The organism is Streptomyces sp. AgN23 (genome assembly GCF_001598115.1).
In the GTDB taxonomy this organism is placed as follows: domain Bacteria; phylum Actinomycetota; class Actinomycetes; order Streptomycetales; family Streptomycetaceae; genus Streptomyces; species Streptomyces antimycoticus.
Window position 1 is genome coordinate 10,075,759 of the sequence record NZ_CP007153.1, and the last position, 18,341, is coordinate 10,094,099.

The 18,341-nt window shown below is 70.2% G+C and carries 14 protein-coding genes and 5 pseudogenes; 15 read left to right on the plus strand and 4 right to left on the minus strand.

Annotated elements, in window-relative coordinates:
* Nucleotides 1-145: 145 nt before the first annotated feature.
* Nucleotides 146-1,231 carry a MerR family transcriptional regulator gene (locus AS97_RS42930; protein WP_059146644.1) on the minus strand — a complete coding sequence of 362 codons (1,086 nt, stop codon included), beginning with the start codon at nt 1,229-1,231 and terminating at the stop codon, nt 146-148.
* Nucleotides 1,232-1,510: 279 nt separating this feature from the next.
* Between AS97_RS42930 and AS97_RS42935 the strand changes: the two genes are divergently transcribed.
* From AS97_RS42935 to AS97_RS42970, 11 genes and pseudogenes are all read left to right on the plus strand, one after another.
* Nucleotides 1,511-2,542 (plus strand): hypothetical protein, encoded by a 1,032-nt coding sequence (locus AS97_RS42935; protein WP_059146643.1) that lies wholly within the window; start codon nt 1,511-1,513, stop codon nt 2,540-2,542.
* A gap of 172 nt (nt 2,543-2,714) precedes the next feature.
* The gene (locus tag AS97_RS42940) at nt 2,715-2,942 is read left to right on the plus strand and encodes a hypothetical protein (protein ID WP_210566798.1); all 228 of its coding nucleotides are present in this window, start codon (nt 2,715-2,717) and stop codon (nt 2,940-2,942) included.
* Nucleotides 2,942-3,409: pseudogene (locus AS97_RS48105) on the plus strand (family 43 glycosylhydrolase); the annotation flags it as partial. The gene AS97_RS42940 and the pseudogene AS97_RS48105, both read left to right, overlap by 1 nt.
* A 220-nt stretch (nt 3,410-3,629) precedes the next feature.
* Nucleotides 3,630-4,694, plus strand: a pseudogene (locus AS97_RS42945) (glycoside hydrolase family 43 protein); the annotation flags it as partial.
* A 331-nt stretch (nt 4,695-5,025) separates the two neighbouring features.
* Nucleotides 5,026-5,418: pseudogene (locus AS97_RS48780) on the plus strand (beta-L-arabinofuranosidase domain-containing protein); the annotation flags it as partial.
* A 121-nt stretch (nt 5,419-5,539) separates the two neighbouring features.
* A pseudogene (locus AS97_RS48785) lies at nt 5,540-5,683 on the plus strand (beta-L-arabinofuranosidase domain-containing protein); the annotation flags it as partial.
* 101 nt (nt 5,684-5,784) lie between these two features.
* Nucleotides 5,785-6,264 (plus strand): annotated as a pseudogene (locus AS97_RS48115) (LamG domain-containing protein); the annotation flags it as partial.
* Between the two features lie 72 nt (nt 6,265-6,336).
* A complete protein-coding gene (locus AS97_RS42955) occupies nt 6,337-7,344 on the plus strand; it encodes an aldo/keto reductase (protein ID WP_059146640.1) in 1,008 nt (335 codons plus the stop codon).
* A gap of 105 nt (nt 7,345-7,449) precedes the next feature.
* Nucleotides 7,450-8,529 (plus strand): GTP-binding protein, encoded by a 1,080-nt coding sequence (locus AS97_RS42960; protein WP_210566799.1) that lies wholly within the window; start codon nt 7,450-7,452, stop codon nt 8,527-8,529.
* A 96-nt stretch (nt 8,530-8,625) separates the two neighbouring features.
* Nucleotides 8,626-10,080 (plus strand): FG-GAP-like repeat-containing protein, encoded by a 1,455-nt coding sequence (locus AS97_RS42965; RefSeq protein WP_086708452.1) that lies wholly within the window; start codon nt 8,626-8,628, stop codon nt 10,078-10,080.
* 94 nt (nt 10,081-10,174) lie between these two features.
* A complete protein-coding gene (locus AS97_RS42970) occupies nt 10,175-12,115 on the plus strand; it encodes a cellulase family glycosylhydrolase (protein ID WP_210566800.1) in 1,941 nt (646 codons plus the stop codon).
* A gap of 16 nt (nt 12,116-12,131) precedes the next feature.
* On the opposite strand, the gene AS97_RS42975 is transcribed toward AS97_RS42970, so the two are convergent.
* The gene (locus AS97_RS42975; RefSeq protein WP_210566801.1) at nt 12,132-13,115 is read right to left on the minus strand and encodes an aldo/keto reductase; all 984 of its coding nucleotides are present in this window, start codon (nt 13,113-13,115) and stop codon (nt 12,132-12,134) included.
* 42 nt (nt 13,116-13,157) lie between these two features.
* Nucleotides 13,158-14,399, minus strand: a complete 1,242-nt coding sequence (manD, locus tag AS97_RS42980) for a D-mannonate dehydratase ManD (protein WP_059146659.1) — start codon at nt 14,397-14,399, stop codon at nt 13,158-13,160.
* 338 nt (nt 14,400-14,737) lie between these two features.
* Here manD and AS97_RS42985 point away from each other — a divergent pair, with 338 nt between their 5' ends.
* The 4 genes from AS97_RS42985 to AS97_RS43000 all read left to right on the plus strand — a co-directional run bounded on the left by AS97_RS42985 (nt 14,738) and on the right by AS97_RS43000 (nt 17,809).
* Entirely contained in the window at nt 14,738-15,982 is a 1,245-nt protein-coding gene (locus AS97_RS42985; protein WP_210566802.1) for an IS110 family transposase, read from the plus strand.
* A gap of 149 nt (nt 15,983-16,131) precedes the next feature.
* Nucleotides 16,132-17,100 (plus strand): carbon-nitrogen hydrolase family protein, encoded by a 969-nt coding sequence (locus AS97_RS42990; protein WP_086708449.1) that lies wholly within the window; start codon nt 16,132-16,134, stop codon nt 17,098-17,100.
* Between the two features lie 89 nt (nt 17,101-17,189).
* The gene (locus tag AS97_RS42995) at nt 17,190-17,429 is read left to right on the plus strand and encodes a hypothetical protein (RefSeq protein WP_014057435.1); all 240 of its coding nucleotides are present in this window, start codon (nt 17,190-17,192) and stop codon (nt 17,427-17,429) included.
* A 2-nt stretch (nt 17,430-17,431) separates the two neighbouring features.
* Nucleotides 17,432-17,809 carry a hypothetical protein gene (locus AS97_RS43000; RefSeq protein WP_059146634.1) on the plus strand — a complete coding sequence of 126 codons (378 nt, stop codon included), beginning with the start codon at nt 17,432-17,434 and terminating at the stop codon, nt 17,807-17,809.
* A gap of 127 nt (nt 17,810-17,936) precedes the next feature.
* Here the strand turns inward: AS97_RS43000 and AS97_RS43005 are convergent, their stop codons facing one another.
* Nucleotides 17,937-18,308, minus strand: coding sequence for a hypothetical protein (locus AS97_RS43005; RefSeq protein WP_210566803.1), 372 nt, complete (start codon nt 18,306-18,308; stop codon nt 17,937-17,939).
* Nucleotides 18,309-18,341: the final 33 nt, after the last annotated feature.

The following is an 18,341-nucleotide window of genomic DNA, read 5'->3' on the forward strand; positions in this document are numbered from 1 at the left end:
TGTCTCCCGGCCGGCAGGAGTGGAAAGCGATTTCCGCCGCGAGCATAAGGAGGCGTTCTTCCGGCCGACAAGCCTTTGCACACACCATTCATCAACGTTCAGCAAGCGGTCACGGTGGGCGGGCGAGACGGTCACGGCGGTGGCTTTACGCCGAGGTCAGCGTCCTCCGCTCGGCCACATGGGCCACCACGCAGGTGACATTGTCCGGCCCGCCCGCGCGGTTGGCGAGGGCGACCAACTGCCGTACGGCCGTGCCCGGGTCGTCCTCCGAGGCGAGCACTCGCCGGATCTCCTCGGCGGGCACGACCCCCGTCAGCCCGTCCGAGCACAGCAGATAGCGGTCCTCGGCGCGGGCGTCCCGCAGGGCGAAGTCCGGCTCGAACGCCGAACCGCCGCCCATGGCGCGCAGCAACAGCGCCCGCTGGGGGTGCGAGGCGGCCTCCTCGGGGGTGATCCGCCCCTCGTCGAGCAGCGACTGGACCACGGTGTGGTCATGGGTGATCTGGAACAGCTCACCGTCGCGCAGCACATAGGCGCGCGAGTCGCCGATATGGACCAGCCCCAGCCGGGAGCCCGACCACACCATCGCGGTGAGCGTCGTGCCGACATCCCGCAGCGCGGGGTCGGACGCGGCCAGCGCCGAGACCGACTCCCGGGCCCGGTGCGCCGCCTCCTCCAGGGCGCTCAGCAACTCCCCGCCCGGGACGCCCGCGTCCAGCGGTTTGAGCGCCTCGATCGCCGTCTCGCCGGCGTGCCGTCCGCCCCCGAATCCGTCGGCCACGGCCAGCAGGCGCGGACCGGCGTACCCGGCGTCGTCATTGCTCTCCCGGACCGAGCCGGTGTCGGAGAGCACGGCGTAGCGGATTCCCAGGGTGGTGTGGTCGGAAGACATCGTGGTGTCCCTCCCGGACAGATGGCCGACGAGGAAGGCGGCCAGGTTCCTTCTGGCCGCGGTGTCGGCCTCGATCCGCGCCCAGTACGCCCGCACCTCCCGCGCGGCGGCCTCCGGCTCCAGCTCGCACACCGCCCGGATGCCGGCGAGCGGCATGCCGAGCCGCCTCAGCCACGCCACCAGACGGGCTCGCTCCAGCTGGGCCGGGTCGTAGAGGCGGTAGCCGGAGTGCGGATCGACGCGGGCGGGCGGCAGCAGCCCCAGCTCGTCGTACAGGCGCAGCGCCTTGGGGGACAGCCGCGACGCCCTCGCGAACGCACCGATGGTCAGCAGCCCCATGTTCGCCCCTCCTCGCCGCCGGGCACCTCGCCCGGCGACCACGATGCTCGGGCTTCCCCCTTGGGGAAGGTCAACCGCAGGTCCCCGATCAGAATCTCTTCTCTCGCACGATGAATTTCCACAGCAGGCGAGCGCATTTAATCGAATATCAGTCCCTCATAACAATGAATCGGTCATATCCGTACATCTTCCTTTCTTCGGGTATCCGCCATGCTTTCCCGGGAATTGACGGTGTATCCGTGCACTCTCGTGGCTTCACGAGAAGAGGGAGGTCCTCTCATGACCGTTTCCACCACCCCCGGCACCGTCTGGGGCACCTGGATCAATCTGCAGGGCGGCATCCACTCCGAGCCCGCCCCGGTCGCGTTCGCCGACGACCGGGTGCAGGTCTTCATCCGGGGCGGGTCCAACGTCCTGTGGAGCAGGGTGGAGGCCCGCGACGGCAGTTGGGGTCCGTGGCAGCAGTACGCGGGCCTGTCCGTCGACGGCATCCCCGCGCCGATCCGGGGCAAGGACGGCAAGGTCCGGGTCTTCTACCGCACCCCCGGCAACAACCTGCAGGTCATCACCCAGACCGCCATCAACTCCGGGTACGGACCACCCCAGACCCTGGCCACCGGGATCGGGGACGACCCGGCCGCCGCGCTCGGCGCCGATGGCCGCATCTATGTGTTCTTCCCCGGCGCCGACAATGCCCTGTGGTACCTGCGCAACCAGGATCTGCAGTACGAGACCTACACCCCCGCGACCTCGCTGGGGGGCGGCATCTTCGCCACGCCTTCCCCCATCCTCGACGGGGGAGGGCGGCTCGTGGTGGCGGTCAAGGGCTCGGGCGAGACCCTCTACACCATCCAGCAGCAGACCGAGAACTCCACCCTCTGGGAGGCATTCTCCCTCGACGCCACCAACGTGACCAGCCGTCCGTCGGTGTGCCTGGACGCGGCCGGCCGGGTGCAGATCTTCTACCGGGGTTCCGACGGGACCGTCCGGCGGGTCGGGCAGAGCGACGACTACGACTCGTTCGGCGCCTCCGTGAGCCTCGGCGCACAGATCGTCTGGCGGCCCACCTGCGCCCTGGCCCAGGACGGCCGGGTCAACGTGTTCATCAAGGCCACCGACAACGCCCTGTGGGTCGCCGTGCAGACCACGGAGAACGGCACGACCTACAGCGGCTTCCAGTCCCTGGGCGGGGTCATCGGCTCGGCGGGCGTCGGCGTCCCCATCCTCAACGAGGAGAATCTGCTCTACGTCTTCATCCAGGGCAGCGGAACCGCCAGGGACCTCTGGCTGCAGCGTCAGACCTTCGTCTGATCCGCCCCTCGCCGCATCGCTGATCCGCTCGCCTCACCGCACCACCCATCGCGCGTCTTCCAGGGCTCCCCGGTTTTCGAAACTTTCGCACCCCCTCCAGGGGCTGTCGAAAGTCATCAGAACCCTTAATCTCCGAGCAGATTCGATTACTTCGGATCGCAGGAGCCCTCTGATGCCCCCGGATGCCACCCGACCCTGGAGAGCGCCGGCAGCGCTGCTCGCGCTGCTGGCCGCCCTCGCTCTCGTGGTTCCCCTCACCGCGAGCCGTGTGCACGCCGCGGAGCACGACCGGAGCCACGGGAGCGGACGCGCCGTGCGGCAGTCCACCATGGTCTCGCGCTATCTGTTCACCGCCTTCACGAACAGCGGCTGCCCGGCTACCACGCCGACCCCGATGTGATGTACGCCGAGGGCCGGTACTGGATCTATCCCACCGAGGACGGCCACCCCGGCTGGAGCGGCACCCGCTTCAACGGCTTCTCCTCACCCGACCTCGTCCACTGGACCGACCACGGCCCCGTCCTCGACCTCGCCGATGTCTCCTGGTGCCACGAGAACGCCTGGGCCCCGTCGGTGGTCAGGAAGGGCGACACCTACTGGATGTACTTCAGCGCCTGCCAGTCCATCGGTGTCGCCAAGTCCGCGGAGGACCCCGGGGGGCCGTTCACCGACGCGCTCGGCGAACCGCTCGCCGCCGAGGGGCAGTTCGGCCACCAGGCGATCGACCCGGACGCCTTCATCGACGACGACGGCACCCCCTATCTCTACTTCGGGCAGGGCGCCTTCGAGGCGGCCAGGCTGACCGACGACATGGTCTCCTTCGCCACCCAGCCGGTGAAGATCACCCCGCCTGGCTACAACGAGGCGCCGACCGTCTTCAAGCGTGCGGGCCGCTACTACGCGACGAGTGGTACATCGTCCATCACCGCTTCGCCCGCCCCGGCGGCGACGGCACCCATCGCGAAGTCGCCATCGACCGGATGCGGTTCACCCCCGACGGCACCATCCAGCGGATCCGCCCCACGCAGGCCGGCATCACGCCCGTCCGACCCCAGGCGCATCACCAGCGAGAGCAGGAGAGAACCGCATGAGCCACAGCGCAGAACACCCGCCCACTCGCAGGCGTGTGGTGATGGGCGCCCTTGCCCTGGGGGCGGCCGCCGGAGCACCCGGTATCGCACAGGCCGCTACCCCCAGCGCACCGCGGGCCGCCGCCGAGGCACCCTCGTACGCCAATCCGCTGGTGCGCCGGCGCGCGGATCCGCATATCCTCAAGCACACCGACGGCTACTACTACTTCACGGCCACCGTCCCCGAGTACGACCGCATCGTCCTGCGGCGCTCCAGGACCATCAGCGGGCTGGCCACCGCCGCCGAGTCGGTGATCTGGAAGAAGCACACCAGCGGTGACATGGGCGCCCACATATGGGCCCCGGAGATCCACTTCATCGACGGCAAGTGGTACATCTACTTCGCCTCGGCGCCCGCGAACGACGTCTGGAAGATCCGGATGTGGGTGCTGGAGAACACGGGCGCCAACCCCCTCGCCGGGACCTGGGCCGAGAGGGGCCGCATCGTCACGCCCATCGACTCCTTCTCTCTGGACGCCTCCACCTTCACCCACCAGGGCACCCGCTATCTCGTCTGGGCGCAGAGCAACCCGGACGTCGGCAACAACTCGAGCATCTACCTCGCCCGGATGGCGAACCCATGGAGCATCACCGGCCCCCAGGTGGAGATCTCCCGGCCGACGTACGACTGGGAGACCCGTGGCTTCAAGGTCAACGAGGGCCCCTCGGTCCTGCAGCGGAACGGCCACCTCTTCCTCACCTACTCCGCCAGCGCCACCGACGCCAACTACTGCATGGGGCTGCTGACCGCCTCGGCCGGGAGTGACCTGCTCGCCGCCGCGTCCTGGAAGAAGAGCCCGCGGCCGGTCTTCACCAGCGATGACACCACCAAGCAGTACGGGCCCGGCCACAACTCCTTCACCGTCGCCGAGGACGGCCACACCGACCTCCTCGTCTACCACGCCCGCCAGTACAAGGACATCACCGGCGACCCGCTGAACGACCCCAACCGGCACACCCGCGTCCAGGCCCTCGGCTGGAAGGCCGACGGCACCCCGGACTTCGGTGTGCCGGTGGCCGACGCGCCCGCGCGGGTTCCGCGGCACCGGCGACTGGGCGGGCTGGGGAAGCCGGCGCGAGGGACCGGCGCTGGCGCGCCTGGACAACGGCGGCTGGCGGATCTACTTCGACGGCTACACCGAGCAGAAGTACTACTACAGCGACAGCCTCGACGGCTTCCGGACCTGGACCCCGATCCAGGAGTTGCCCGGGCTCACCGGATTCGCCCGCCACTTCACCGTCCTCAAGGAGACCGTGTGATACGCGGGTGTCCGTGGACCCGTTGGGCGATACCTCCACGGTGCACATGATGTCGGACATTGTTCGTAATTTCGAACCTCAGTGAGGGCAGTCATGAGCGAACCAGTCGGCAGACGGCATTTCATCACCACCACCGGCACAGGGGCCGCGGCCGTGGCGCTCACCGTCGCGGCCGGATCCACGGCCGCGGCGGCGCCCCCGGGTGCCACCTCGGCCGCGACCCACCGGGGGCCCAAGGCGCTGACCGGCGTCCGCCCCTTACCGCTCACCGCCGTGACCCTGCTCCCCGGCGCCTGCAAGGACAACCAGTCCCGCAACACCGCCTATCTGCGCTTCGTGGACATCGACCGGCTGCTGCACACCTTCCGCCTCAACGCCGGTCTCCCCAGCGGCGCCCAGCCCTGCGGCGGATGGGAGAGCCCCACCACGGAACTGCGCGGCCACAGCACCGGCCACCTCCTGTCCGGACTGGCCCTCACCTACGCGGCCACCGGCGACACCGCGCTACGCGACAAGGGCCGCACCCTGGTCTCGGCGCTCGCCGCCCTGCCAGGCCAGGTCCCCGGCCGCCGGCTACGGCCAGGGCTATCTCTCGGCGTTCCCCGAGAACTTCTTCGACCGGCTGGAGGCCGGCACCGGGGTGTGGGCCCCGTACTACACCATTCACAAGATCATGGCCGGGCTCGTCGACCAGTACCGGCTCGCGGACAACACCGAAGCCCTGCAGACCGTGCTGCGCCAGGCCGTCTGGGTCGACACCCGCACCGGGAAGCTGAGCTACGACCAGATGCAGCGGGTGCTGCAGACCGAGCTACGAGCGCACCCTGCTCAACCAGATGGAACGGCACGGACGGGCATGTCGTCCTCGCCGACGACCTCCTGGCCGGCGCCCGGGAGTACACCCTGGCCACCTGGGTCCGGCTGGACGGCACCCCCGCCGCCTGGACCCGGATCTTCGACATCGGCACCGGGGTGACCGCCCATATGTTCCTCACCCCCGTCGCCGACTCGGGGAAGCTGCGCTCCGCCGTCACCGCGGGCGGCGGCGGAGCCGAGCAGCGCATCGAGGCCGCCCCGCTGCCCACCGGCCAGTGGGTCCATGTCGCCGTCGCCTATGGCACCGGCACCGCCGTCCTCTACGACGGCGGGCGCGAGGTGGGACGCGACACCGCCGTCACCGTCGAGCCCGTCCACTTCGGCAACCACCTCCGCGCCGGCTATCTCGGCAGGTCGCGGTACCCGGACCCGTACCTCAAGGCCGCCTTCGACGACTTCCGCGTATACGGCAGAACGCTCAGCGGGAATGAGGTCGCCACTTTGCCTCGGAACTGACAAGCTCAGGCGGGCGGGCCGTCCCACGGCCTGCCCGCTCCCCACCGCACCGTAAGGACAAGGACGACGCGCATGGTCCACCTCGCCGCCGAGAACCGCTACGAGTCCATGCAGTACCAGCGCTCCGGGCGCAGTGGTGTGCTGCTCCCGAAGGTCTCGCTCGGCCTGTGGCACAACTTCGGCGACACCCACCCCCTGGAGACCCAGCGTGCTGTGCTGCGCCGCGCCTTCGACCTCGGTGTCACCCATATCGATCTGGCCAACAACTACGGTCCGCCGCCCGGCAGCGCCGAGACCAACTTCGGCTCGATCTTCGCCCAGGACTTCCGCCCCTATCGCGATGAGCTCTTCATCGCCAGCAAGGCCGGATACCTCATGTGGCCGGGGCCGTACGGCGAGTGGGGCTCGCGCAAGTACGTCCTGGCCAGCCTCGACCAGTCGCTGTCCCGGATGGGGCTGGACTACGTGGATGTCTTCTACTCCCACCGCTTCGACCCGGACACCCCGCTCGAGGAGACGATGGGCGCCCTCGACAGCGCGGTGCGCCAGGGCAAGGCGCTCTACGCGGGCCTGTCCAACTACCCGCCGGAGGCGATCGCCGAGGCCGCCGCGATCCTGAAGGACCTGCGCACCCCGTACCTGATCAACCAGCATCCGTACTCGATCCTCCAGCGCGGGGTCGAGGGCGGGGTGCTGCAGGCGTCCGCCGAGGCGGGCGTCGGGGTCATCGCCTTCTCGCCGCTGGCGCAGGGACAGCTCACCGACCGGTATCTCCACGGGGTGCCGGCCGATTCGCGCATGGCGCTCGGCCACTTCCTCAAGCGCGAGACGCTCACCGAGGAGCGGCTGTCCCTGCTGCACGCACTCAACAAGCTCGCGGAGGGGCGCGGCCAGACCCTCGCCCAGCTGGCGCTCGCCTGGGTGCTGCGCGACCCCCGGGTGGTCTCGGTGCTGATCGGCGCGAGCAGCGTCGCCCAGCTGGAGCAGAACGTCTCGGTGCTGGACTCGCCCGCCTTCAGCGACGCCGAGCTGGCCGAGATCGACCGCCTCTCGGCCGAGGCGGGCGTCGAGATTCCCTGACGGGTTCGCTGACGGTCCGCGGGCCGGGGATCGGCCCGGCCCGCGGCCGGATAGCATGAGCGGTCACCCCGAGACCGCCACGAACCGCCGCACGGAGACGCAACCTTGGCCACACAACGGATTCCGGTCATTCTCGTCACGGGTTTTCTGGGCTCCGGGAAAACGACGATGCTCAACCATCTGATGCGGGACAGCGCGGATACCCGCATCGGCGTCATCGTCAATGATTTCGGATCCATCAACATCGACGCCATGGCTGTCGCCGGGCAGGTCGATTCGATGATCCCGATCGAGAACGGTTGTCTGTGCTGCGCGGCGGACGCCTCCGAGATGGACGAGATGCTCGACCGGCTCACCGATCCGGAGCTGCGCATCGATGTCGTGGTGATCGAGGCCAGCGGCCTCGCCGAGCCGCAGAGCATGATCCGTACACTGCTGTCCAGCACCAATGAGCGGATCGTCTACGGCGGCCTGGTCGAGGTCGTGGACGCCGCGGAGTTCCCCGACACCCGCGTCCGCCACCCCGAGCTCGACCGCCATGTCCGCGCCGCGGACCTCATCGTGCTCAACAAGACCGACCGCGTCGCCGAGGACGAGCGGCGGGATCTTGTGGAGAACATCCAGGAGATCGCCCCCGGTGCGCCGGTCCTGACCGCCGCGCACGGGCGTGTCGACCCCGCGCTCCTCTTCGACCACCGGCCCCGCGAGACTTCCGGGGAAGGCTTCCGGCAGCTCTCGTTCGCCGATGTGTGGGGCGACGACGCGGGTGCGGGGGACGTGTGCGGCGAGGACGTGTGCGGCGACGGCCATGACCACAGCCACCACCTCCACACCGCGTACGAGAGCATGGAATTCACCGCGGCCGAGCCGCTCCATCCGCGTCGGCTGATGGCCTTCCTCGACAGCCTCCCGGCGGGGCTGTACCGGGCCAAGGGGTTCCTCCACTTCGCGGGCGCGGGCCGGGAGCGGAAGTTCACCCTGCACGCGGTCGGCTCGTATCTCCGCTTCGCGCCCTCGCCCTGGGAGCGCGATGAGCCCCGCACCACCCAGCTGGTGATGATCGGCACCGGGATCGACGCCGACACCCTCACCAAGCGGCTGACCGAGTGCGTGGCGGCACCCGCGGAAGAGGTCGACGACACGCACATGATGGGCGTGCTCCGCTATGTGGACGAGGCGGACTAGGGAAATCCCTGGAAACGGCGGTGCAACCCTGAGGCGGCGTCACGGGTCCTGGTGGGTGTACATGAGGTAAACGCTCATCAACGAGCAGGAGGATCTGTGCGCTCCCGTTCCCTCACCACCGTCGTGCGCTGCGCGACCGTGGTGGCACTTGTGACCACCCCCGCCTTACTCGCCCTGCCCTCGGCGGGCGCCGCCGAGGCCCGCACCGCCGCGGCCGCCGCCCCCAAGGTCGACTTCAACAAGGACGGACGCGCCGACCTCGCTGTCTCCGCCCCCGTCGGCACGGTGGGCGGCAAGGCCAAGGCGGGCTACGTCGCCGTGGTCTACGGCTCCGCCTCCGGTGCGGACACCGCCCACCGCCAGGTCATCAGCCAGGCCACCGAGGGCGTCCCCGGCGACCCCGCCGCGTCGACGTATTTCGGGGCCCATACGGTCGCCCGCGACCTGGACGGCGACGGCTACACCGATCTGGCGGTCCAGACCGGAGACTCCCCGGCCATCACGGTCCTGTGGGGTTCCGCGAACGGCCTCACCGGTGGCACCCAGCTGCCCGCCGGCAACGGCGACCACTGGGGCTCCAGCGACATCGTGGGCGGTGACTTCAACGGGGACGGCAAGGCCGACCTGGTCGATGTGGTCACCGTGGACGAGGGCTCGGAGGACGAGAAGACCGGCCTGCGCGTCCGTCTCGGCCCGTTCACCCGCGACGGCAAGGACGCGGGCAGCTCCTTCTCCGACACCGGCAGGTTCGACGGACCGACCGGTCTGACCGCGGGCGACATCACCGGGGACGGCAAGGACGACCTCGTCTCCACCCACGCCTTCGAGGAGATGTCCCAGTCCAGCCTGTTCTTCAAGGGGGACGACAAGGGCCTGTCGCCGAAGGTCAAGGACCTCACCGACGCCGCCTCCGCGACCATCGGTGACGTCGACAAGGACGGCCACGGCGATCTGGTGCTGCGCACGGTCCCGGGGAACGTCGTCGAGGACCTGCCGTACGACCACGGCACGTTGAAGGTCCTCTACGGCACCGCGTCGGGGCCGAGCACCACCCGCACCACGACCATCGACCAGAACACCGCGGGCGTCCCCGGCGTCAACGAGGACGGCGACCAGTTCGGCTACTCGCTCAGCTCCGGCGACGTCAACGGCGACGGCTACGCGGACATCTCCGTCGGCATCCCGTACGAGGCCCTGGAGGCCGGCCAGAAGGGAGCGGGCAGCGTCGTCCAGCTCTACGGCGGCCGGGGCGGGCTGTCCGGCACCGGAGCCCAGGCGTTCACCCAGGACACCGCCGGTGTCCCCGGCGTCGCGGAGGCGGACGACCACTTCGGCATGGCCGTCCGGCTCGTCGACACCGACGGCGACGGCAAGGACGACCTGGCGGTGGGCGCCCCCCACGAGGACGGTGCCCAGTCCACCAGCGGTGCGGCATGGGTGCTGCGCGGCCAGTCCGGCGGCCTCACCACGAGCGGGGTCGTGTCCTTCGGGCCCGACTCCCTCGGGGCGCCGGAGGCCGGTGCGGCCCTGGGCGCGGGATTCCAGCAGTAGCCGGACCCCGGCCGTAACCGCACCACCACAGGGTCGAACTCGAGTCTGTGTGCAAATAGTTGACGACCCCTCAGATCTACTGGACGGTAGGTCCATGCCGACTCATGAGACGCGAGGGATACGGATCGGCCGCCCCCGACCGGGTCGCACCCGGTCGCTCGGGGTGGCCGCTGCGTTGCTGGCGGCGGTCGCGGCCCCGGGCACTCCGGCGGCCGCGGCCGAGGCGCCCTGGTTCGACGGCCGGGCGGCGGACCAGATGACCGTGGACGGCACCCGGTTCGCCGACGGACACGGCCGCGAGATCGTGCTGCGCGGCTTCAATGTGTCCGGCGAGACCAAACTGGAGGAGAACGGCGGGCTCCCGTTCGCCACCACCGCCGACGCCAGGACCTCCGCCGCCGCCATGCGGAACCTGACCGGAGCCAACGCGGTGCGCTTCCTGCTGTCCTGGGCCCACGCCGAGCCCGAGCCCGGCCAGGTGGACACCGCCTATCTGGAGAAGGCCACCGCGCAGATGAAGGCGTTCCTGGACGCCGGAATCCGGGTCTTCCCCGACTTCCACCAGGACCTGTACTCCGGCCGTCTCTTCGACAAGGACAGCTGGTACAGCGGCGACGGCGCGCCGAAATGGGTCATCGACGCGGGCGGATACCCCAAGGAGTCCTGCGGCATCTGCGTCCACTGGGGTCAGAACATCACCCAGAACCAGGCGGTCAGAGACGCCACCCGCGACTTCTGGCGCAACCGCGCCCTGACCACCGGCGCGGGCACCGTCCGCGTCCAGGACGCCTTCCTGGCCACCGCCGGGACGACCATGACCTACCTCGCCCGGCACCTCACCGACGAGCAGTTCACCCGCGTCGCCGGCTTCGACCCGCTCAACGAGCCGTACGCGGGCGCGTACGAGGACGGCCAGAACAGCCGCATCTGGGAGAAGAGCGTGCTGTGGCCCTTCTACGAGAAGTTCCGCGCCCGTATGGACGCCGCGGGCTGGCAGGACAAGCCCGCCTTCGTGGAGCCCAATATGTTCTGGAACTCCAACCTGGACTTCCAGCGCCAGGAGGGCGGACTCCTGGACGCCGGAAAGCCCCGCCCCGACTACGTCTTCAACACCCACTACTACGACCAGAAGGCCATCTCCGGCATCTTCATGCCCGGCAAGGCGGCCGACGGGCAGTACGCGGGCGACTTCGGCGCCCTGCGCGACCGCTCCACCGCCCTGGACCTTCCGGCCGTCATGAGCGAGTTCGGCCATCCGCTGACCGGCTTCACCTCCGACAAGGCCCCCACCGTCGTCAAGGGCATGTACCAGGCACTGGACTCCCGGCTCCCCGGCGCCACCTGGTGGACCCGGCCGGCCGCCTCCGGCGCCGTGCTCTCCTCCACCCAGTGGCAGTGGGACATCTACAGCGGCCGCCACCACGAGGCCATGAACGGCAACACCGGCAAGGTCCTCACCGAGGGCGACGCCTGGAACGGCGAGGACCTCTCGGCCGTCCGCCTCGACGACTCCGGCGACGCCGGGCTGCGCCAGGACACACGGTTGCTCGACCGGCTCTATCCGCGCGCCGTCGCGGGGCGCACCCTCGCCTTCACCTTCGAGGACCGTTCACGCGACGGCTCCACCACGCTCAGCTGGAACCGCGTCCCCAGCAGCCTGCCGAACGTGGCCGAGCTGACCGGCTCCGGCCGCTACGGCATGCTGGTGTGGCGCTCCGACGGCGGCACCGAAGCGCCCACCGAACTGCGTCTGCCCCGCGACTTCGACCCCGCCCGGACCACCGTCGTCTCCGATCTGGGCACCGTCACCGGGCCGCCCGCGTACACCGCACACGGCCACACCGCCGATCACCCCATCGCCACCGCCGCGGAGCCCGGCGGCACCGACGCGCGCCGGCTGGTGCTCTCCGCCCCGGCCGACGCGGGCACCGTGCACTACGCGCTGATCGCCGACGGCACCGCCGCCCCCTCGGCGGAACTGCGCGCCGCCGCCCGGCGCGAGCTGACGGCGTGGGCGGCGGACGCCGGCTTCTGAGCTTCCCGGACCACCGTTACCAGCGAGGGTGCACCCGGGCCCGCAGCCGCCGGTCGTACAGGTCGCCGACGGCGTCCAGCGTGGCGTCCGGCAGCGGGGGCAGCCCCGCCGCGTCCGCGTTCGCCCGAGCCTGCTCGGGCGAACGCGCCCCCGGGATGACCGAGGTCACGCCCGGCTGCTGGACGATCCACCGCAGCGCCGTCTGCGCGGGAGTGGCTCCCTCGGGCGCCAGCTCCGCGAACTCCACCGCCGCCTCGATACCCTCCTCGAAGCCCACACCGGAGAACGTCTCGCCCTGGTCGAACATCTCGCCGTGCCGGTTGAAGGTGCGGTGGTCGTTCTCGGCGAAGACGGTGTCCTTGGTGTACTTCCCCGACAGCAGTCCGGACGCCAGCGGCACCCGCGCGATGATCCCCACACCGGCCTCCCGCGCCGCCGGCACCACCTCCTCCAGCGGCTTGAGCCGGAACGGGTTGAGGATGATCTGCACGCTCGCCGTGCCAGGGCGCGCGATCGCCGCCAGCGCCTCCGCACACGTCTCGACGCTCACCCCGTACGCCGCCACGCGCTCCTCCGCCACCAGCGTGTCCAGCGCGTGGAAGACCGCCTCCGAGGAGTGCACCGGGGACGGCGGGCAGTGCAGCTGCACCAGATCCAGGGTGTCCACCCCCAGATTGGCCCGCGACCGGTCGGTCCACGCGCGGAAGTTGTCCAGGGTGTAGTTCTCCTCGAGCTGCGGCAGCCGCCGCCCCATCTTGGTCGCCACGAAGATCCCGGCGTCCGGCCGCTCCCGCAGATACCGCCCGATGAGCTGCTCGCTGCGCCCGTCCCCGTACACATCGGCGGTGTCGAAGAACGTCACACCCGCTTCGACGGCCGCGTCCAGCACGGTCAGGGCGTCCTGCTCGCCGACCTCGCCCCAGTCCGCGCCCAGCTGCCAGGTCCCCAGGCCCACGACCGAGACCTTCCCGCCGAGCCGGCCGAACTCACGCTGCTCCATGTTCCCTCTTCTCTCCTGCTGCGACGCTCACCGTACCCCCGCTCACCAGTCGTGCACCGTGCCGTCCGTCAGCCGGTTCACCGGCAGGTAGGCGGGCTGGTACGGGAACCGCCCGGCGGCCTCGGCGTCCAGCTCGACGCCCAGGCCCGGGGTGTCGGACGGGTGCAGCAGCCCGTCCTCGAAGCGGAAGGAGGTGCGGAAGACCTCCAGGGTGTCGGCGGTGTGCGGCATGTACTCCTGTATGCCGAAGTTGTGGATGGCCAGATCCAGGTGGAGCGCCGCGGCCATGCCCACGGGGGAGATGTCGGTCGGGCCGTGGATGCCGGACTTGATCCCGTAGACCGCGGCCAGGTCCAGCAGTTTGCGCATGGCGGTGACCCCGCCGGTGTGGGTCACCGCCGAGCGCACGTAGTCGATCAGCCGCTCGCTCAGCAGGGTGGTGTAGTCGTGGACGTGGTTGAAGACCTCGCCGATGGCCAGCGGGGTGGTGGTGTGCTGCCGGATGAGCCGCAGCGCCGCCTGGTCCTCGCCGGGGGTGGCGTCCTCCAGCCAGAACAGGTCGTACGGCTCCAGCGCCTTGCCGAGCCGGGCCGCCTGGATGGGCGTCATCCGGTGGTGGCCGTCGTGCAGCAGCGGCAGCTCCGGGCCGAACTCCTGCCGTACGGCCTCGAACACCGTCGGCACATGGCGCAGATAGGCCCGGGTGTCCCAGCTCTCCTCGGCGGGCAGCACGCGGGACCCCGACCCCCGGCGCGCGGGTTCGTAGTCGTAGCGCTCCCCGCCGCCCGCGCTGGCGGAGGCCACCCCGTAGACCGAGGCCAGCCCCGGGATGCCGGTCTGCACGCGGATCGCGCGATAGCCCTGCTCCAGATGGGCGCGGATGGAGTCGAGCAGCTCGGGGACGTCCCGGCCGGAGGCGTGTCCGTAGGCGAGCGCCCCGCTGCGCGAGGCCCCGCCCAGCAACTGGTACAGCGGCATCCCGGCGGCCTTGGCCTTGATGTCCCACAGCGCGGTGTCGACGGCCGCGATGGCGGCCATGGTCACCGGCCCGCGCCGCCAGTACGCCCCGCGGTACAGGTACTGCCAGGTGTCCTCGATGCGCGAGGCGTCCCGGTCGAGCAGCAGCGGCACCACGTGGTCCCGCAGATACGAGGCGACGGCCAGCTCACGGCCGTTGAGCGTGGCGTCCCCCAGCCCCGTGACGCCGTCCTCGGTGACGATGCGCAGGGTGACGAAATTGCGCCCCGGACTGGTGATGACGACCTCGGCCGACTCGATCCTCACCGCATACCCCATTCCCCTTGTTCCGCTTGTTCGGTCCCTTCCGGCGATCACGCCGTACGGGCAGCTCTACCCGCTTCCCGCCGCCGGGATCCGGGGGGCGGCACGGCCCGCCTCCCCCGTTATCTTTTTCGCGGTCCTGCAAGAGGGCCGCTGGCCTCCGGGCCCGGCATGACTGTTCCCCCCCTGTCGAAGGGATGACCTGGGGGGTGGTGTCACCGGGTCCGAGAGGTGCCGTTGGAGACGCTGATGAGAGGTCCGACTACCGCCTGGCCTGGCGCAATGCCCGGCTGTTTGCAGGCGGCAGGTCTGCATAACGTGGATGCGCGCACACGGCGCCGATGCCCTGGCCAGCACCGCACGAACCCCGTACGGGAGGATGGGTTGGACGACATCGACGACTGGGAGTCTTCCTCGGCCTGGACGTCGGCAAGAGCGCCCATCACGGGCACGGCCTCACCCCGGCCGGCAAGAAGGTCTTCGACAAGCCCCTGCCCAACAGCGAGCCCAAACTGCGAGCCGTCTTCGACAAGCTGGCCGCGAAGTTCGGCACCGTTCTGGTCATCGTGGACCAGCCCGCCTCGATCGGTGCCCTGCCCCTGACGGTCGCCCGGGACGCGGGCTGCAAGGTCGCCTACCTGCCCGGGCTCGCAATGCGGCGGATCGCCGACCTCTACCCGGGCGAGGCGAAGACCGACGCGAAGGACGCCGCGGTGATCGCGGACGCCGCCCGGACGATGCCACACACTCTGCGCTCGCTGGAACTGACCGACGAGATCACCGCCGAACTGACCGTGCTGGTGGGCTTCGACCAGGATCTCGCAGCCGAGGCCACCCGCACCTCCAACCGCATACGTGGCCTGCTCACCCAGTTCCACCCCAGCCTGGAGCGGGTCCTTGGCCCACGTCTGGACCATCAGGCCGTGACCTGGCTGCTGGAACGCTACGGCTCCCCAGCCGCCCTGCGAAAGGCCGGCCGGCGCAGGCTGACTGAGGTGATTCGGCCCAAGGCCCCACGCATGGCCACCCGGCTGATCGACGAGATCTTCGACGCACTCGACGAACAGACCGTCGTGGTCCCCGGGACCGGCACCCTCGACGTCGTGATCCCGTCGCTGGCCCGCTCGCTCGCGGCCGTCCACGAACAGCGACGCGCCCTGGAAACACAGATCGGGCAGCTGCTGGAGGCTCACCCTCTTTCCCGGGTCCTGACCTCGATGCCGGGGGTCGCGGTCAGGACCGCAGCCACCTTGCTGGTCACCGTCGGCGACGGCACCAGCTTCCCCACCGCCGCCCACCTCGCCTCCTACGCCGGACTTGCCCCCACCACCAAGTCCTCCGGCACCTCGATCCACGGCGAACACGCTCCAAGAGGCGGCAACCGCCAGCTCAAACGCGCGATGTTCCTCTCCGCGTTCGCCGCCCTGCACGATCCCGCATCCCGCACCTACTACGACCGGTGCCGGGCCCGCGGAAAGACCCACACACAAGCCCTCCTCCGCCTGGCCCGCCACCGCATCAGCGTGCTGTTCGCGATGCTCCGCGACGGCACCTTCTACGAACCCAGAACCCCACGCCCCGCTTGACGAAAGACATAGAGGCACCCCCCTCGTCAACTCCCACGCCCGCGGGTAGCGTGGCGGCATGCTGTGACACCTGCCTCGTCCCAGGGGCCCGCCCGGACACCTCCTTCGCGCCGTCCGCACGTCATCAGATACCGAAGGAGGCATCCGCCATGACCACCCTCACCGTCGCGCTGCTCCAACTCGCCCAGCCCGGACCTGAGTTGTCCGTGAACCTCGCCCTCGGTGAGGCGGCCTGCCGCCGGGCCGGGGCCATGGGCGCCGACATCGCGCTCTTCCCCGAGATGTGGAGCAACGGCTACAGCTGCTCCGTCCCGGACGGCTTCGCCCGCGGTGATCGCTACCGCCATCCGTCGCTGTGGGACGAGGCCTCGGCGGCACCGCGGCCCCGGGCGGTCTGGCTCGGCGAGCCGATCACCCGCGACTCGCCCTTCGTCACCCGCTTCCGTGAGCTGGCCGCCGAACTGGAGATGGCCATCGCGCTCACCTATCTGGAGCGCTGGGACGGAGCGCCGCGTAACACCCTGTCCCTCATCGACCGGCACGGCCGTCTGGTCCTGACCTACGCCAAGGTGCACACCTGCGTCTTCGACCTGCCCGAGGCCGCGCTGACCCCGGGGGAGGGGTTCGAGGTGTGCGCCCTGGACACGGCGGTGGGCGAGGTGATGACCGGGGCGATGATCTGTTACGACCGCGAGTTCCCGGAGAGCGCCCGCGCCCTGATGCTCGCCGGAGCCGAGATCGTTCTCACCCCGAACGCCTGTGAGCTGGAGATCAACCGGCTCTCCCAGTTCCGCTCCCGCGCGGGGGAGAACATGACCGGTATGGCCATGGCCAACTACGCCGGTCCGGGCTGGGGCCACTCTGTCGCCCATGACGGCATCGCGTTCGCCGGGGGGCGGTCGCGGGACACCCTGGTGGTCGAGGCGGGCGAGGCCGCGGGGGTCTATCCCGCGGTCTTCGATCTCGACGCGCTGCGCGACTACCGGCGCCGGGAGACCTGGGGGGACGCATTCCGCCGCCCTGCCGCCTACCGGGGCCTGACGGGCCGTGAGGTGCGCGAACCATTTGTCCGGCTGGGACCCGAGGGCGGACCGGTACCCGGCCGCAGCCTCCCGTAAGGGCGGGAATGCTTTGTCAAGTACCTACAAAAACACGATCTGAGCTGGGGCGATTGCTGACGGGGTACCTGGTGAGTAGGGTGTCCCGCATGTCAGCACTCAACGTGGAATTCAGCGATCGGGAACTTGAGGACCTCCGCCAGATCGCCAAGGAACGCGGTACGACGATGAAGGCCCTCGTCCGAGAGGCGACCGTGGCCGACATCGCGCGGCACCGCGCTCTGCAGGAGGGTGCCGAGGTCTTCCGGCGGTTCTTCGCGGACAACGCGGACGCCTTCGCGGACGCGTTCCCCGACGATGAGCACCGCCATCCCGGGCAGGCCGCTTGACCATGGCCCCGTTGCTGCATATCGACGTTCCCTGGCTGCTGCAGCGCCATGAGGAAGTCATGCCGGAACAGCCGGCCATCTCGGACTTCTCGGGTCTGGTCGCCGCGGTCGCCCGCCACCGGGTGGACCCGCCGCGCCTGGGTGTCGACCCCGACCCCGCGTGGCGGGCCGCGGCCCTGCTGCACACCATCGCGCTGCTCAGACCGCTCCCGGCGAGCAACGCGCGGTTCGCCGCCGCGACCGCGGTCGCCTATATGCACGCTTCGGGCGAGGGCATCGACCCGCCGTACGGGGCGCTGATCGATCTGGTCCGCGACATCCTCTCCAGCAAGGCCGATGTGTTCGACGCGGCCGGCCGCATCCGCTCCTGGCGGATCTGAGGGGGAAACGGACCGGCGGTGGCTCGGGCACGGGCTTGGGGGGTCAGTCGACGTCACCGCGTGTGGTGCCGACCTTGAGGTCGTCGATGTAGTTGACCACACGGCTGTTCTCGGCCCCGTACACCCCTCACTTGGGGTCATTGCTGCTGTCGAAGGTGCGGCAGGCCCAGCGGGTGGTGCCGTCGCCGAACTTCTGCCGCTGACCGTTGACCCAGAGCTGGACCCGGCCGCTCTTGGTCTCGTCGGACAGATGCAGCCCGATGGTGTAGTGGTTCCACGTGTTCGCCGAGGCCGGGGTCGACCAGATGGTGAAGACCTGGTTGCCGGGCTGCCGCTGGATCATCGTGGTCCGGCCGCCGAGCGTCTTGAGAACCACCGGCCAGTTCTGGATGGATGCGGCGTCCGCGGGCCAGGCGAACGCGAGACCCGCGACCGCCACGGCCGCGGGTACGGTGAACCGGAGCGCGGCGATGCGCTGGGGGGACCGTAAGGAAGCCATGCCACTCCTCGGAAGGGCCCCCGTTCGATGGTG